This window comes from Sinorhizobium sp. 8-89, assembly GCF_030124325.1.
In the GTDB taxonomy this organism is placed as follows: domain Bacteria; phylum Pseudomonadota; class Alphaproteobacteria; order Rhizobiales; family Rhizobiaceae; genus Sinorhizobium.
Genome location: NZ_JASKLR010000002.1, coordinates 475,793 through 491,307 on the forward strand (window position 1 = coordinate 475,793; position 15,515 = coordinate 491,307).

The window sequence follows — 15,515 nt, forward strand, 5'->3', positions numbered from 1 at the left end:
GGAGGTCCTGCTTGGATTTGATGCTGTTGCGTTATCTGGCGGATCGGCGGCCAGAAGAGCCACCCGGAGTTTCACCGGGTCCGTGGTGAGTGGTGCTCTTATATGAAAATGAGCCGTCGAGGACAACCGCCATTGTGCGCCGCCGCAGTCAGACGCAACCGGGCAACATTGACGCGGCGCTACCGGGTCAGGCCTAGCTCGGCGGCGGCCATGATGTGCGGCGTCTCGTTACACCGGGGCCGGTTCAGAGCGTCCGGGCGAGAGCTTCGAGCTGGCCGGTCGTCTGTCGCCAGCCTTCATGGAAGCCCATCTCCTCGTGCTGCCTGCGCGCCTCCTCGGTCCAGTGCAGGGCGCGCACGACATGGCGGGTCTTGCCGCCTTCATCGGAGATCTCGACGATCGTGGTCATGAAGGGAACGACCGCCGGCTGGGCGGCTGGGATCCAGCCCGGGGCAAAGGCGTTGGTGAACACCAGCCGCTGCTCCGGAGCCGCTTCCAGGAACACGCCGACGCCGTCGGACTTCTCGCCGTTCGGACCCCGCATGACGATGTGAGACGTGCCGCCGTGACGCGGCTCCAGAGTCTTCGCCTCGGTCGTCCAGGACTGCGGCGCGAACCATTGCTCCAGGAGCCTCGGCTCCGTCCAGCAGCGCCACACATTCGCGCGCGGCGCATCCAGGAGACGCTCCAGCCGGAGCTCGTATCTTTCAGTCTTTCCGCTGGTCATCGGATTTCTCTTCGCCAGCTATTGCTTGAATCGCAGTCGATTAGACGCGCAGGTCGCAACCCGGTCGAGGCGCCCTTCGCGGTACGGCCTCGCCCGATTCCGGCGACAACACTCGGGCGCCCCGCTCCGCCTCAATTATACGGCGAGTCACAGCTCCGCCGGGGCCCCTCGAAAGGCTGGAACGTGTTGTCGGTCGACCGGTACGAAATGTAGCGTTCGCGGCACCAGCGGGCGTGGGCGGTGGCGTCGTAACGGAGCCGCTGGCGCACGCGGCCCCGGTCGAGGGCGGCGGGCGGCGGGCCGCCGACGATAGCGCCCGGGCCGATGCCGATGTCATAGCGCTGGCCGCGGTAGCGCCCGCCATAGCTCGGATAGCGCCTGTTGAGGAAGTCGCGGTATTCCCGCTCAATGAAAAGCTCGTGGCGGGAGGGAACCCCGGGATTGTCCCGGTTGGTCTTTCCGTAGTCGCCCCTGAGCGGCGGACATATGCCGATGCACGTCGTCTGGGCCGCGACCGGCGGCACACTGGAGGCGGCGGTTATAAACGCAAGCGCGATGGTGGCTGCAATCTTCAACGGACTTCACCTTTCCCTTCTCTCAAGAGGGAACGATTTTCATGGAGGAAATGATCCAACACGCCACCCTATACCATCTGCCGGCGAAGGACGCGCGATTCGCAAAAGCGCCCGCTTGCCCTATCGGCCCGCGCGTCCGGTGCCAAAGGCGTCGCTCAGGCGCCGACACGCCGAGTAGCTGGATTCCCATGCCAGGCACTGGACCGGGCACGGGAATGAGGTGTGCGGTGTGAACCGCCCAGCCGCGGGCGATGACCATCTACCGCCGGCCGCGTCGCCGGTTTTGCCCGGCCGCAGCCATCAACCGCCCTCGGCCCTGCGCTCGTCACGGGAATCCGGCAGCCGCAAGTCGGCCGCGCTTAAAGGCTCCTTCCGGCCCGATGACGCGGGCGGCGGGAGCTTCGGACCGTCGCGACCGCGACCTTCATGCGCCCGGAAAGGCGCACGGCGCTTTAGATCGCCCCCTCACGCAGGCTCGCCGTCAATAGTAAGGCGAGATGCACGGCTGGCGCGGGCCGTAATAGGGCTGGAACGTGTTGTCGTAAGCCCTGTAGGACCGATAGCGCCCATAGCACCAGCGCGTATGCGCATTGCCGCCATAGGCCGGGCGGTAATAGCGCGGCGCAGCATAGTAGCGCGGCGCCGGTGCATAGTAGCGCGGGGCGTAATAGGTCGAGCCGTAGTCGTAATACGGCCTCGGCTGCGCCAGCAGGCCGCCGAGGATCGCGCCGGCCGCCAGTCCGCCGAGCGCCCAGCCGAGCTCGTCGTCGTCATCGTCGTGGTGTCTATAGTAGCCGCCTCGACGGTAACCCCGGTATCCGCGGTTGTAGCCGCCACGGTAGCGCCTGTACTGGACCGGCTCTGCCTCCTGAACATCGATCTTCGGCACGACAACGGTAGGAAACGCCATGGCGGGCGGGACGCTGGTCAGCGCCGTCGCCAGCGACAAGGCAATGATTGCTAGCCTCTTCATTGGCTTCACCTTTTCCTCCACGGCGCCCGCCGTCGGAGATGACGCGCAAACGACGCCGCAGCACCTTGAACCTGCCGCATAATTCTGTCCCGAAATCCTGTTCCGGTTCAAGGCATTATGCAGCAACAGGAAATCATTCCTGTCAATAATGGCCGAATCGCGGTGGAGCGCCGCCCGGCGCGGAAAAATCGCGATTTTGTTGATCGCAAACGCGCCGATCACACGCGCCGATTGAAACGGCCGCCATGTAGTAGAACAACGCGAAACCCGCACGTAAGTTGCATCGCGATGCCTGCAGCGCGGTGCTGCTTTCAGACGCACAAAGATCGCTGTAGCTCTTTGAACTGCTGCATGTTTTTATCCGTTACGGAAACATGGTCGGGGTGGAACGGAAAGCCGCTTCACGCTTTTCCCCACCCGCCTTTTGGTGAACTCTCGATAATCGACGTTCGATGACGGCATTACGGACATTGAAGCACACGCTTTTGGCGGCGATATTCCTCATCGCCGGCGCCGGCGTTTACACGCTTTCGGCGAAAAACCACGGCTCCGGCACTCCGCCCGAAATGGCGGCGCCCGAGTTCCAGGCAAAGGAAGTGCTCGTCGACAAGTCCGAGCGCACCCTGCGGCTCCTGCGCGACGGCACGACGCTTGGCGAATACAGCGTGTCGCTCGGCGGCAATCCGCTGGGCCACAAGGAGCGCCAGGGCGACCGGCGGACGCCGGAGGGCGACTACCTGATCGACTGGCGCAACCCGAATTCGCGCTACCACCTGAGCCTCCATATCTCCTACCCCGACGCAGCCGACAAGACCCGCGCCGCCGCGGCCGGCCAAGACCCCGGCGGCGACATCATGATCCACGGCCTGCCGAATGGCTGGGGCTTCATCGGCCGGCTCCACCTCTTCCTCGACTGGACCGACGGCTGCATCGCCGTCACCGACGAAGAAATGCGCGAAATCTGGTCGCGGGTGCCGGACGGCACGCCGATCCGGATTGCGGGATGACGGAACAGGAATTTACCGGAATCCGTACCCGGCGGCTCTCCGGAGTTCTCACGCCCGTCGGAACGGTCTGACCGGTAAGGCGTTATTCTTCCGACCGCAGCATCGAAGCGGCCTCCGAAAGGGACGTGCCGCGGCTCGATGCTGACCGAACAGGAGCAATGCCATGAGAGTATCCCTGAGAACATCATCCGCTGCATTCGTCCTCTCCGCCGCCCTTATCGGAGCGGCCGGACCGGCCTTTGCCGACATGTACTATTTGGATCGCGCGCCGACAGGCAGCATCTATGTCGAGCCGGCACCCCCGGAAGTCATCTACGTCGATCCGATGCCGACCGGCAGCATCTACGTCGAGCGGATACCGCCGGCCAACCTCGGCGCAGCCCGCGAGCGCTACACCAACGAGTACCAGGGTAGCCACCAGAACGACTACTACCTGGGCATCACGCCCCCGCCGACAGCTCCCTGAGCGGCGGGCGTGCTAGAGCAATTCCGGGATAGGCTGTAGCGGCTTTTCGTCCGGAAACCTTGTCACAAGGATGAAGCCTTGTCCCAAGGATGCAGGCCCCATCCGTGTCGCGTCACGCGACACGGAGGATCGATGCGATCCGTCCGGCAAAGTAGAGGACTACTCCGTTTCCGCCGGGATCGAATAGCTCGGCCTCTCGCCAGAGCCAGCTCTTATCCTCGGGCTCGCTTGCGAACCGGAGGCCGACGTCGCGAAGAGCCCGGACCGTTGCGTCCAGATTCTCGCACTCGAAATACACGCTTGTTCCAATGCCACCGCCTTCGCCCTGAACCAGGGAAAAGGTGCTCTCTCCGTCCGGGCAAACAACGGCGCTGAGGCTCGCATTCCTCAGCAGCACCATGTCGGCGGCTCGCTCGCATCGCCGGCACCCGATCACCAGGCTCGAGCAATTGCTCCCGTGGAGTTGGAGCCCTTCAACCGGATGCGCCGGGTAAGTGACCCGCAATTGCTTTCCCTAATACTGATGGCAATTATTGACTTCCCGCGCTGGACCTTCGTCTCGAAACATAATCCTTCTACGGTCAATTGCCTCATACAGGCGACTTTCGCGCTCGGACACTTCGGCTTCGTATATTTGCTGCTTTTGCCACGACGCAAAAGAGGCAGTTGCCTTTGCCAGACACTCCACATACCGCCGAGGCCTCGACGAGTAGAACTCGCCGAGAGCGTCGATGTAGTCGGTATTGAGATCAGGGTTTGAAGCGGCCCGCTGCGAATAGCCCTTCCAGGCGATGCAGAATTGCACCACCTCGGCCGGTGCGTGTGGAAGCAACGCAGCGCTGTCACCGGGCTGGATAGAGGCAAAGCACTCTGCGAGAATTTTCATTTCGTCAGCGGAGATTGCGGTCTTTTCCCGAGCGCGCACTGTCTCAACTGCTCCGGCAAAGATCCTCTCCGGCAGCAACATTACCGCCAGCAAAAGGAACACTGTCTTCAACGTGCACCGCATCCGCATTCCTCACTGAACGAGCGGGCAGTTTGCCAATCAGGAGTTTCCGAAGTGTAACGGTGCCACGGCGGCCAGACCGCGGTCCTCGCCGGATGGGTACGCCACAGCCTTGGGCTCTGCGTCTTTCACGCCATTCGGGGAGTAGCTCATCGAGCCGCCGCCAACGGTCTTACTGCATGTGTGCAGTTCAAGGACCTGCAGCGATCCTTGCGCGCCTGATCAGACGCTCGGCGCCGTAGCCACACATTCGCACCGACAACGCAGGTAGACCGCATCCGGATCGCTGCCCCACCTGTCCCAGGCCGAGAGCGCCGTCTCGATCTCCTCGCGGTCGGCGAGACCCCGCTGAACGAGGCCTTCGGAGAGGCTTTCGAGGCTCCTTTTCGCGTCCTGGACGGTTTCCCGCCGGTTCGGCGCATCGGCGCTGTGGTTGACGTAGCTTGCGCCGCTCCAGACCGGCAGGAAACCATGAGATCGCAGCACAGCCCCCTGACGACGCCCGAAATAAACGGCGTCGCTCGATGAGTGCTCATACCAGCGCTGCCACAGGTCCAGGGAAAGCAGGATGCCCGGTGTCTCCGGGTAGATGACATTGCCGCCGGCATCGGCATCGCGGGTAGCGATCAGCCCGCCCGGCTTCAGCACCCACAACGCTTCCGCCAGCGTTTTCTGAAGTTTCGCGGCATCGAGGTGATAAAGCACGGCGTGGAAGAACACCGCGTCAAAACTGCCGTCCTCGAATGGCAGCGAAGTCATGTCGCCTACCACAAAGCTCAGATTGGCCACAAAGCTAAGATTAGCGTGATCGCTTGCCGTCCGCTGGGCCGCGGCAATGGCTTTCGGCTCCACGTCAAGGCCTGTGGCGCTTCGCACGACATTGGCGAAGCCTGCGGTAATGGTGCCGGGCCCGCATCCTATGTCGAGCAAGTCCATTTCCCGCGTAAGAAACGGCACGAAGAACGCGACGGAGTCGCCCCCGCGTTTCCTCTGAAAGTCGACAATCGCGGAATTGTACCGCATTCCTTGTGTGACCATGGGTGCCCCCGAAATGTGGCTTGCAAACGCGTGCGGAATCAAAGCAGCAGCGTTTGCAACGGCATATCGTGAGTTCGTGACAGGCGATCGACGGAGCGAGTCTCGCTCGCGCCGCCGACGCGGCGCGGCTGGATTCCTGTGACGAGCACAGGAATGAGGGAGTTCTGGGTTGGCCGCCCAACCAGCATCAACCGCCGAACATTCCTCGGCTGGCTCGATCTTGCTCGGCCATGGCCGCGGTTGGCTCATTCCTGTGCGCGTCATGCGGATGAGGGAGTGCGTTGTCATGGCAGGGGAAAACAAAGGCGGGGACTGACGGAGGTCGCTGTTGGCGCCTGCGGCTGACCATCCGCACCTCATCCCTGTGCTCGTCACAGGGATCCAGCCACGGCGCGTCGGCGCCGTGATTGACGTCGGATATGCCGACAAGGCAAGGGGCTCTGGACGACGGCCGGCTGAAGGGTGACGCGACGCCGCGGCCGTTCGCGCCATTGATCAAGCGGGAGTCTCCCGCGCCGCCGGCGCGGGGCCGGGCTGAACGATCTCTCTGGCCAGCGCGGTTCGCGCGCGCCAAACTGCAACGCGTACCAGCGCCCGCACGCCGCAAGCAACTCCTGCTTGCTCATGCCGAATTCTTCAATCAAGCTGAGAGACATGAAAGCTATGTCTACATCCTCACGTCGAAACGAAACGGCACGCTTTACACAGGCGTCACCCGCGACCTGGCCCGCCGCCTCCTTGAGCAACACGAGCTCACACCCGGTTTCACATCGAAATAGGGGGTCAAGACCCTGGTCTGGTTCGAGGACTTCGACCTTTTGACGGCTGCGATCACGTGGGAAAAGACCATGAAGAAATGGCCACGGCAGTGGAAGCTGAACCTCATCGAGGCCATGAATCCGGAATGGCAGGACATCTCGCGCTATTTGCACGGCCTGTGAGGCCACGCGATACGCATGTGGCGATCGACGCCGCCACGGCCGTCGAGACAGAGCCTCCCGCGCCGCCGACCTGGGCCGCTCATCCCCGCGACTAGCACAGGGACGAGAGCATCTGTATTGCTGGCCGGATCAGCTCAACTGGAGGCGATGAGTGGAACTCCCACGCCGCAATCCGCAGGGAATATATTCCTATTTCTACTCAAACAAAGACTCCCCCCGCCCCATATTCACGCAAGCCCTTGTCGAAGATGAGCGCGTTCAGCCCGCGCCTTAGCCACGCGAGCTGCGGCTCCGGCATTAGCCGCAGGCCCTCGTAGTCCATGACGCAGACGTTGAAGATCGTGGTTTTCACCTGCCGGCCCTCCTCGCAGCCGGCAAGCACGCCTTCGAGCCGCATCATGCGGTCGGCCGCCTTCAGCGCCATCCGGGCGCGTTCCTCGCTCGTCTCGCCGGGATGCCCCGCCACCCGGTCGAGCGCCTGGGCGCGCACGCTCGGGTATGGAATGCCGTTCAGGTGATAATAGCGCGCCATCGCCGCGGCATAGTCGTCGCCGGCCTCGCGCTGCTCGGCGGTGATGCGGCCATCGAGGAACAGACGGCCGAGCGTGTAGCCGGCGAAGGCGCTCGTCGTGTCGAGCCCGTGCATGCGCTTGCGCGCGGCGAGCGCCACCGCCATCGCCTCCTTCTCGCTCTCCTGCCTCGACCATTCCGGCCGGATCTTGCCGCAGGCGAAGCGCTCGGCATTGGCCTTGCGCGGGCGTCCAAGCTGCGCCTTGCGCTTTGCACGCAGTTTTTGGGCTTTGCTCGTCATTTTCGGAGTCCTTTCAAGCGGGGTAGGAAAAGTGTGAAGCGGTTTTCCGTCCACCCCGCGCCGACAAGGAAGCGGGGTAGGAAAAGTGGTTGCCGGTTTTCCGTCCCACCCCGCGTCACCAAAGAAGCGGGGTAGGAAAAGTGTGAAGCGGTTTTCCGTCCACCCCGCACCGGCAGAAATCCTGGCCGGGGTGAAACAATTTTGCGGTTGTCCGTGCCGATCAAGGAGACATGATTCGATTTCTCCGGAACCACACGCAAGACATTGAAAGAGTTGCGCCAATCGCCGGCACCACACCCGCCTCAAGCATCGGCGGACCGCCGCTGCACCACGCCGAGCACGGTCGTGTGCTTGCGGCGGAAGATGCGGCCGATCAGCGGCAGCGAGAGATCCTTGCGCGCCTCGTAGACCGCGCGCATGCAGGCGTGCCGGGGCTCGACCAATCTGCGCTCGCGGCGCACGCTGATGATGTCCTCCCAGGTCACCCCCGGAAAACCTTCAAGTACCGCGGCGACGATCTCCTCGACGGGCGGCCGGCGGTCGCCGCTCTCGGCCTCCTCGGCCCGCCCCGTGAGCAGCGCCTGCGCCTGGGCGACCAGCCGCGCCCCGGCGTCCGCAAGCTCCGTCTCGAGCGCCGCGATCCGCCGCGCCTTGGCAGCATTATCGGTGGCAAGCGCCGACAGCCGCCTTTCGAGCTCCGCCGCCGCGGCGGCCGAGACGACCGCGTTCGCCGGCCGCATCAGCCGCTCGCGCACGGCGCCGTAGTGCCGCTGCTGCCGCGCCAGTTCCGCATCTGCCCCCTTCGGAGCCATCACTTCCGTCATGCTTTTCTCCCGTTTTGCCGCCGGCGAGCTGCCGCCGACCCCGTTTCGTCATCCTGCGCCCATGAAAGAGCGCCATTCATTCGCCGGCTAAGTTTCTTCGCACCACCCGGCGTCGTACCGCACGATTCCGTCCGCCCGGACACCGCCACCCTCACCCTCCGTCACCCCGGTGCCCGTCACAGAAATCCTGCCGCTGCGCAGGTCGGGGGGCGCGGGAGACCTCCGGCGCGTTTGGCGCTTCCGGCGGCACTGCCCCCGGCCCGCCAACGCCCTGCCCGACCGACGGCGTGGCCTTTGCCGGCTCGCCCCGCGCCTCGGCCCGAAAACGGGCAACGAGCGCCCGCACCCGCGCCCTGCTTTCCGGCGAGGGCGGCGGCCTCGATAGCGCCCCCAGGGTTTCCGCCGTCGCCCGCGCCCGGGCCATGTCTTCCCGGACGCCGCGCGCCTCCTGCCGGGCAAGGGCCGCAAGCTCCGCCGGCACCGGCATGAAGCCGGGCCTGACCGCTGCATATTCGCCGCGCTTCAGCTTCACGATCGCCGCCATGAGCCCGCAGGCCGGGACGTTCGAAAGCGCGAGCACGTATTCGCGCAGGAAGTCGGCGGGCGCGATGCCGGCGGGGGCCACCATGCCGCCGCGTTTCAGTGCGTCGAGGCACTCGGCCACGCGCTCCGGCGGCGCCGGCCGCAGCCTATCGGCGAGCCTGCCAATCTCCTCGCTCAAGCTCGAAAGTCGTGCCGGTAAAGTCGTCATCGCCTGCCGCTCCCCATTCTCCTGATCGTCCCGATGCTCCTGCGCGTCCCGATACCCCTGCCCGTCCGAGCGCCCTGTCCAGTTCTCGCTGCACCTCGTCCTGGTGCGCCCTGAAATCGCCCTTCGGTCTGAGCCCTCCCCGGGGCGGCGCCCGTCCGCCAAAGGACCTCGGCCGACCGGCATTGCGGATCCAGTTGCGCCAGGTCGCCGGCCAGTCGAGCTTGGTCGCCTCGCGCCCCGCCTTGGCGCTCCAGTAGTCGCGGAACTTTTCGAACTCGGCTTCGGCCTCCGCCCGGCCAAAACCTTCGCCGGCGGCAAAGGTCCAATCGGGGACAAACCCCTCCGGCAGCCGCGTCGCCCGCCGCTTTCCCTCGCCCCGTTTGCCCTCATCCCGTTTGCCCTCGCCCCGCCTCGGCTCCAAGCCTCCGGCCTGCCCATGCTCGCCTTCGCGGCGAACGGCGCCCGGAGCTGCGGCCTCGGCCCCGCAATGCAGAGCGTCCCGATGCTCGGTCGACTGATACCCGGCTTGCCCACGCCCCGCCGCCGGATGCTCGCCTTGCCGAGGTGCGGCCGGTAGGATCCCGGCGGCTGCGCCCCGGACGTCAGGGCGCTGAGGACCAGCCGACACCGAACCGGCAGGAACCGCGCCAGCGGAAATTGGGTTTCGGGTTGGGTTAATTTCTTTAGGGGGTACGGGGGACCTTTCTTTATCGGGAAGGGGTGCGTCACGGCCGGTCACGGGGCTGTCACCCACCGTCCCGTGACATGCCGCCGCGCTCTCGCCTTCCGCCCCGTCAACTGCCATCGCCTCGCGCGCCAGCCTTTGCCGGCGACGCTGCTGGCGGGCACGGTCGGAGGCCCGGCGCCGCTCGAGCGCTTCGAGCGAATGCGCCTCCGCGGCCGAGACCGCCGAAAGGATCATTTCGGGCGTCGCCCCCGCCGTCACCAGCGCCTCCACGATCGCCGAAATCCGCATGCCGCTCATCCGCATTCTCCGTTCCACCTTTCACAGCGCCGCATCTTCCGGGACGCGCGGGAACCCCCGCCGCGACGCCGAATTCGCTGCGCCTACCCATCCATGTTCACGAATTCCCGCGGGCCACGCCGTCCGCCGGAACCTCCCTCGCACGCGTCCGGCCAAGACCGCGCGGCACATCCCGGCCGCACAGCCAGGGCGCACTTCCAGGGCGGATGCGAAGCCCTGTCGGTTGAAACCAGCCGACAGGGCTTCGCGCTGATCGCCGGGGAGGAGAGCGGCGATCAGTTCCCCCGGGGTGCAGGAAAAGTGCGAAGCGGTTTTCCGTCCGCACCCCGCATCCCGAGGGAACCCCAGGTGCAGGAAAAGTGCGAAGCGGTTTTCCGCCCGCACCCCGCATCCCAAGGGAACCCCAGGTGCAGGAAAAGTGCGAAGCGGTTTTCCGTCCGCACCCCGCATCCCAAGGGAACCCCAGGTGCAGGAAAAGCGTCCGCACCCCGCACCCAAGGAAACCCGGGTCAGGAAACGTGCGACGCGGTTTCCGCCTGCACCTGCAGCCCAAAGGCCGGAAGGAATCGGCGCGAAACGGTTTTCTGCTAAACCCCGCCCAATCCCTCCTTGGGACATTTCTTGAGAGCATCGCTGGCGCGGATGCCCTCGAGACTGATCTAGGGCGCGGCCAACGCCTTGAAAGGCGCGAAGCGGACGAAGGTCAGTAAAATCTTACGCCGGTCCTTCATCGGTCGCCCTCCTTCCGGCTGCGTTTCACCTCGTCAGGAATGACATTATTCGTGTTGCCATGTCAACATGATTTGTGTTATTCGTGTCGCTATGTTCCCCAGCCACGAGCAACAAAGCTGCGAGCCATGAGCGACAAAGCTGAAAGACTGCGCGAGGCGCGCCTGAAGGCGGGTTATCGGTTTGCATCCGATGCCGCGAACGCGCTTGGCGTGATCGCCTCAACCTATCGCGCCCACGAAAACGGCCAGAACGACTTCGAACTCGCCGAGGCAAAGATCTACGGCCGCCGCTTCGATGTCGATCCGCTCTGGCTTATGGAAGGCGACCGCCGGACCGGCAACGGTGCTCCGCCCGCGGGGCCCGTGGGGGTCGCCGAGCCGAACGGTACGCTTCTCACCCCGGTCGTCGGCAAAGGCAAAAAGATCCCCGTCTTCGGTCAGGCCGTCGGCGGAGTGGATGGTGAATTCCTAATGAATGGCAATGTGTTGTACGAAGTCATGGCGCCGCCGATCCTCTCGGACATTTCCGGCGCCTACGCGGTCAAGGTCTCCGGCGATTCGATGTACCCGCGCTACGAGGACGGCGAGGTCTGTTTCGTCGACCCCAAACGCCCGGTGAGGCGCGGCGACTATGTGATCGCCCAGATCCGGCTCGAAGAAAACGGCGCGCTGCTCGCCTACGTCAAGAAGTTCGTCCGCCACAACACCGCCGAGCTGGTGCTCGAGCAGTTCAACCCGCCGAAGGAACTCCGCTTCGACGCCAACACCGTCCACTCGGTCCACTACATCGCGCTGGCCGGGAATGCGTGAGGCGCGGGCGCGTGGCGGCGCGCCGCGTGCCTCCATGTCCCACTCCACCCGTCATCGTCGGGCTTGACCCGAGGATCCAAACACGGACAGCCGATGGTGCCCGTCACGGATAATCCAGCGTCGCCGCTTTCACAGCGCACGAATGGCACCGGCATCCCGATTCCCCAGATACAAACCATGTCGACAACATCAAAACAACACGATGCGTGTTGACACGATTCGTGTCGTACGCGATCTTGCATTCAACACGAACGACATGATCGATGCCCCGGCACCCCGGCCATCGGACACCGGGAGACCGAGCGCGGCCATATGTCCATCCTGACGATTAGATCCCACCTGCACAGCCATATCGACGAACTCTTTTCCGCCGATCTCCGCCGGTCGAGCGATGCCGAGAACCAGCAGGCGCTGAAGACTTTTCTGGCGTGCGTCTATTCCAGCCTCGCTTCGCTCGCCTGGCATCTCGGCGCCGACGGCAATGTCTTTCAGCGCGAGGCCCTGCCCGCCTCCGAGCTTACCGACGACGCCTTCTTCGAGCTTAATCGCGAGCGCGAATTTTCCGGCGGCGGCATGGGCATGGACCAGCGCCTCGTCGGCACACACAATCATCGCCAACAGCTCTAGATCCTTGAAGTAACGCCATTCCGGACGGAAACCCAATGCGTGCCGAAACCTACGCCGTCGTCAATCTCGCCGCCCTCAACCTGATCGAGGCGATGAGCGCCGCCTATTACGCGACCGAGGCCGATGCCGCCGCGCGGCATGCCTTTCGTGTGAGGGAAATGCTGAGGAAGATCGCCACCGCACTCGGCCATGAGATCACCGAGCCGGCGGAGGCGCCCGGCGAAGCGCAGCGGCCGGCCGCCGGCACCGGACCTCTTTCAGCGACAAGGGCCCCTGCCCTGAAACTCGTGTCGGACCGGACCGGCGACGACCGAACGTTTCCGTAAGCCGCAACCTGGAAAAGTGCGCAGCGCTTTTTCGCAATTCGGCTCAACTGACCGCGACAGCATGTGGTCGCACCCCGGACGACGACGTCTCCGATGGCCGGCGAGCACCGGAAACCCTCGAACGGAGCCAAGAAAACGACCGGCCTCTTGCCAGCCGGGCGAGGCGCCATTCTGTTCAACCTGCCCGGGAACGACGCCCTTTGCACACCTCTGACGGCATGTTGTAATATCCCCAGGAAAGTTGAATGTGCGGAAATAGCGATGAACCTGGAAGACCTCTACCGCCTGTTGCGGAACGGCCATGTCGAAGCGCAAGGCATAGTCGACACAGTCCCCGATCCCTTGCTTGTGCTTGACCAGAACTTGTACGTCCGGACCGCCAGCCGGGCCTTCTTTACGACCTTCAAAGTCACCCGCGACGAGACAATTGGGCAGCACCTCTACGAACTCGGCAATCGGCAATGGGACATCCCCGAGCTGCGCCGCCTGCTCGAAGAGGTGATCCCGAAGAGCACGGCGGTGGTCGACTATGAGGTCGAGCAGGATTTTCCGACGATCGGTCGGCGGGCGATGCTCGTCAGTGCGCACCGGCTGTTCCATCCCGACAACAACAGCCGCACCTTGCTGCTCTCGATTGTGGACGCCACGGAGCGACGCCAACGCGAGGCCGAGAAGGATGTGCTCTTGGGTGAACTCCGGCATCGAATGAAGAACCTGCTCGGCTTGGTCCAGGCAATGGCGCGCCAGACCACGGCCGTGGGTCGTTCTGGCGAGGAATACCGCGACGCTTTCCTCGGCCGATTCAATGCGCTCGTGCAGGCCCATGATGCGGCTTACACGCAAGAGGGCGAGGCTGATCTTCAGGAGGTGCTTCAGCGAACGCTCGAGCCCTATTCGCCGACCGGGGTTCTCGTCGAATCCGGGCCTGCCGTGTCTCTCGCGTCAGGGCAAATCATGTCGCTGAGCCTGATCCTGCACGAACTCGCGACCAATGCGGTTAAGTATGGCGCGCTTTCGACACCCGCGGGACAGGTCCGCATCCGCTGGGAGGTCGAGGAAGCGAGCGGTCCAAGTGTACGGCTGGTCTGGCAGGAGACCGGCGGCCCCCCGGTTGCCCCGCCGGCCTCTCCGGGGTTCGGCATGCAACTCATTGACTTCGCCGTGAGCCGCGAACTGGGCGGGCGGGTGGAACTGAACTATGCACCAGCGGGTTTGGCGGTCGAGATCGTCGCCCCTTTGGGACCGGTCTCATGAATCGAGACTGGTTTCATGCGCAAGACCGTGCTTATCGTAGAGGACGAGTTCCTCATCGCGATAGACCTCAAGCTGCTGCTCGAGAGAGGCGGCTGGTTCGTGCTCGGGCCGGCGGCGACGGTCGCGGAAGCGCTCCGCTTGCTGGATGACGAATTGCCGGCCGTGGCACTCCTCGATGTAACCCTCAAGGACGGCGGGGTGAGACCGGTGGCGGAGGCCCTGCACGCGCAGAATGTTCCCTTCGTCGTCGCAAGCGCCTATGACCAACCGGAACTTATCGGCGGCGACATCCTGGCCGGAGCACCCAATGTCGGCAAGCCGACCGAGGAGCGTCGCCTGCTCAAAGTCCTCGAGCAAGTGGTCGGATCCTGAGTTGCATGTCCGCAATGCAACACCCCCAAGGGTCATCCACGCCGCAGACGCGGCGCTGATGGGTTCCTGTGACGAGCACAGGAATGAGGGAGGGTGTTGTCGTGGCGGCAAAAAATAGCACGGAGTATTCGGCGGCCAGATGATCTACTCGGTGAACTCGACGATCACCCCCGGCTTGACCATGGCCGCCAGTTCCTCCGCGTCCCAGTTTGTCAGGCGCACACATCCGTGCGACCCGAACTTGTCGATGTGTGACGGTTCCGGCGTGCCGTGGATCCCGTAGGTTGGCTTCGTCAGATCGATCCAGACGGTTCCCACCGGGCCGTTGGGGCCCTTGGGCAGCGTCAGGACCTCGCTGTTGTCACCCTGCTTGAAGTTCACCTTGGGATTGTAGATGTAGGGCGGCATCCGCGCGACGCCTTTCACCTTGTGTGTGCCCGATGGCGATGGCGTCTCGTCGCTGCCGATCGTGGCGGGATAGACCGCAAGCGGCGAGCCGTCTTCGGCGAAGGCCAGCACCTGTCCCCCTCGCCTGCGCGCCTCTATCCGCTTGGCCTTGCCCTCCTTCGCCGCGCCGGGCATCGCGACCGACACCGTGTCACCGACGGCAAATGCCGAACCCGGATTGAGTGCCTTCAGGAGGTCGATATCCATGTGAAACCGCTCGGACAGTCTTTCCGCGACGCTGGTATATCCGAGGTGCTTCATCTCGGCCTGTTCGGAATAGTCTTCGGGAATGCGCTCGACGAGGTCCCTGGCATCCTCTTCGGAGATGACATAGGGCTCGATGACGGGGGGCTCGGGCTTGTCGCCCGAAAGCCGGCCGACGAGCTCGTGGTCCAGCTTTCCATCCACGGGAAGATCGTGCAACGCCTCGAAACCCGCAATCGCCTTGGCGACATTCTCGCCGTAATAGCCGTCGATCACCCCGGGAGACGCCCCCGCGCGGTCCAGAAGGACCTGGAGACGAACGATGGCGGGGTCGGGCCGAGGCGGAGCCTTGGGCGGCCGTTCCGGCGGTATGGAGGCGAGCGAAGCCTTGTTGACGGCTTCCGGCTGAAGCTCCTCGGGACCGGTGGCGCCACAAGGGCCCGATGCCAGTAATGCTGCCAGTGACGTTGCCAGTGATGCTGCGAAAATGGTCATGTTCTTCATGAACATAAAATCCTGCAGCGACCAGCTTTGTTCCACGCGAGGCTTCGGATCGCGTTCCGGGGAGCGGCCGTGCCGGCGCGGCGCGGATCACCTGCATCGGCCGCACGCGCCGCGGCTGCAATCAGCGGCTCCGTCG

17 protein-coding genes, 2 pseudogenes and 1 other annotated feature are annotated in these 15,515 nt (G+C 64.4%); of the genes and pseudogenes, 8 read left to right on the forward strand and 11 right to left on the reverse strand.

Annotation, left to right across the window (positions count from 1 at the left end):
- Nucleotides 1-29 precede the first annotated feature (29 nt).
- Nucleotides 30-85: a sequence feature (sul1 is cis-regulatory element that is thought to sense ions involved in sulfur or methionine metabolism; They are found in Alphaproteobacteria), on the reverse strand.
- Nucleotides 86-244: 159 nt separating this feature from the next.
- The 3 genes from QN219_RS06795 to QN219_RS06805 form a co-directional block, all read right to left on the reverse strand.
- A complete protein-coding gene (locus QN219_RS06795; RefSeq protein WP_283998817.1) occupies nucleotides 245-727 on the reverse strand; it encodes an SRPBCC family protein in 483 nt (160 codons plus the stop codon).
- A gap of 131 nt (nucleotides 728-858) precedes the next feature.
- Nucleotides 859-1,251: a BA14K family protein gene (locus QN219_RS06800; RefSeq protein WP_405052089.1), complete on the reverse strand. Its 393-nt coding sequence runs from the start codon at nucleotides 1,249-1,251 to the stop codon at nucleotides 859-861.
- 532 nt (nucleotides 1,252-1,783) lie between these two features.
- On the reverse strand, nucleotides 1,784-2,275 hold the full coding sequence (locus QN219_RS06805) for a BA14K family protein (RefSeq protein ID WP_283998819.1): 492 nt from the start codon (nucleotides 2,273-2,275) through the stop codon (nucleotides 1,784-1,786).
- 485 nt (nucleotides 2,276-2,760) lie between these two features.
- Here QN219_RS06805 and QN219_RS06810 point away from each other — a divergent pair, with 485 nt between their 5' ends.
- Both QN219_RS06810 and QN219_RS06815 read left to right on the forward strand, forming a co-directional pair.
- Nucleotides 2,761-3,282 (forward strand): murein L,D-transpeptidase family protein, encoded by a 522-nt coding sequence (locus tag QN219_RS06810; protein WP_283998820.1) that lies wholly within the window; start codon nucleotides 2,761-2,763, stop codon nucleotides 3,280-3,282.
- 163 nt (nucleotides 3,283-3,445) lie between these two features.
- Nucleotides 3,446-3,748, forward strand: a complete 303-nt coding sequence (locus QN219_RS06815) for a hypothetical protein (RefSeq protein WP_283998821.1) — start codon at nucleotides 3,446-3,448, stop codon at nucleotides 3,746-3,748.
- 62 nt (nucleotides 3,749-3,810) lie between these two features.
- On the opposite strand, the pseudogene QN219_RS06820 reads toward QN219_RS06815, so the two are convergent.
- From QN219_RS06820 to QN219_RS33945, 3 genes and pseudogenes are all read right to left on the reverse strand, one after another.
- Nucleotides 3,811-4,112, reverse strand: a pseudogene (locus tag QN219_RS06820) (VOC family protein); the annotation flags it as partial.
- A 150-nt stretch (nucleotides 4,113-4,262) separates the two neighbouring features.
- Nucleotides 4,263-4,745 carry a hypothetical protein gene (locus tag QN219_RS06825; RefSeq protein WP_283998822.1) on the reverse strand — a complete coding sequence of 161 codons (483 nt, stop codon included), beginning with the start codon at nucleotides 4,743-4,745 and terminating at the stop codon, nucleotides 4,263-4,265.
- A 231-nt stretch (nucleotides 4,746-4,976) separates the two neighbouring features.
- On the reverse strand, nucleotides 4,977-6,284 hold the full coding sequence (locus QN219_RS33945; RefSeq protein ID WP_309486553.1) for a class I SAM-dependent methyltransferase: 1,308 nt from the start codon (nucleotides 6,282-6,284) through the stop codon (nucleotides 4,977-4,979).
- A 122-nt stretch (nucleotides 6,285-6,406) separates the two neighbouring features.
- On the opposite strand from QN219_RS33945, the pseudogene QN219_RS06835 reads away from it, so the two are divergent.
- Nucleotides 6,407-6,733, forward strand: a pseudogene (locus QN219_RS06835) (GIY-YIG nuclease family protein).
- Between the two features lie 199 nt (nucleotides 6,734-6,932).
- Here the strand turns inward: QN219_RS06835 and QN219_RS06840 are convergent.
- The 4 genes from QN219_RS06840 to QN219_RS06855 form a co-directional block, all read right to left on the reverse strand.
- Complete coding sequence (locus QN219_RS06840; RefSeq protein WP_283998823.1) at nucleotides 6,933-7,544, reverse strand: hypothetical protein; 612 nt, start codon at nucleotides 7,542-7,544, stop codon at nucleotides 6,933-6,935.
- Nucleotides 7,545-7,846: 302 nt separating this feature from the next.
- A complete protein-coding gene (locus QN219_RS06845; RefSeq protein WP_283998824.1) occupies nucleotides 7,847-8,368 on the reverse strand; it encodes a helix-turn-helix domain-containing protein in 522 nt (173 codons plus the stop codon).
- A gap of 151 nt (nucleotides 8,369-8,519) precedes the next feature.
- Nucleotides 8,520-9,119, reverse strand: a complete 600-nt coding sequence (locus QN219_RS06850) for a hypothetical protein (protein ID WP_283998825.1) — start codon at nucleotides 9,117-9,119, stop codon at nucleotides 8,520-8,522.
- A complete protein-coding gene (locus QN219_RS06855) occupies nucleotides 9,058-10,104 on the reverse strand; it encodes a hypothetical protein (protein WP_283998826.1) in 1,047 nt (348 codons plus the stop codon). The genes QN219_RS06850 and QN219_RS06855 overlap by 62 nt, the downstream gene beginning before the upstream one ends.
- An 857-nt stretch (nucleotides 10,105-10,961) precedes the next feature.
- On the opposite strand from QN219_RS06855, the gene QN219_RS06860 reads away from it, so the two are divergent.
- The 5 genes from QN219_RS06860 to QN219_RS06880 all read left to right on the forward strand — a co-directional run bounded on the left by QN219_RS06860 (nucleotide 10,962) and on the right by QN219_RS06880 (nucleotide 14,224).
- A complete protein-coding gene (locus QN219_RS06860; RefSeq protein ID WP_283998827.1) occupies nucleotides 10,962-11,645 on the forward strand; it encodes a helix-turn-helix transcriptional regulator in 684 nt (227 codons plus the stop codon).
- 312 nt (nucleotides 11,646-11,957) lie between these two features.
- Entirely contained in the window at nucleotides 11,958-12,272 is a 315-nt protein-coding gene (locus QN219_RS06865) for a hypothetical protein (protein WP_283998828.1), read from the forward strand.
- A 35-nt stretch (nucleotides 12,273-12,307) separates the two neighbouring features.
- A complete protein-coding gene (locus tag QN219_RS06870) occupies nucleotides 12,308-12,598 on the forward strand; it encodes a hypothetical protein (protein WP_283998829.1) in 291 nt (96 codons plus the stop codon).
- Nucleotides 12,599-12,859: 261 nt separating this feature from the next.
- Nucleotides 12,860-13,852: a PAS domain-containing sensor histidine kinase gene (locus QN219_RS06875; protein WP_283998830.1), complete on the forward strand. Its 993-nt coding sequence runs from the start codon at nucleotides 12,860-12,862 to the stop codon at nucleotides 13,850-13,852.
- Between the two features lie 15 nt (nucleotides 13,853-13,867).
- Nucleotides 13,868-14,224 carry a response regulator gene (locus QN219_RS06880; protein ID WP_283998832.1) on the forward strand — a complete coding sequence of 119 codons (357 nt, stop codon included), beginning with the start codon at nucleotides 13,868-13,870 and terminating at the stop codon, nucleotides 14,222-14,224.
- 144 nt (nucleotides 14,225-14,368) lie between these two features.
- Here the strand turns inward: QN219_RS06880 and QN219_RS06885 are convergent, their stop codons facing one another.
- Nucleotides 14,369-15,385 (reverse strand): L,D-transpeptidase, encoded by a 1,017-nt coding sequence (locus QN219_RS06885; RefSeq protein WP_283998934.1) that lies wholly within the window; start codon nucleotides 15,383-15,385, stop codon nucleotides 14,369-14,371.
- Between the last annotated feature and the right edge of the window lie 130 nt (nucleotides 15,386-15,515).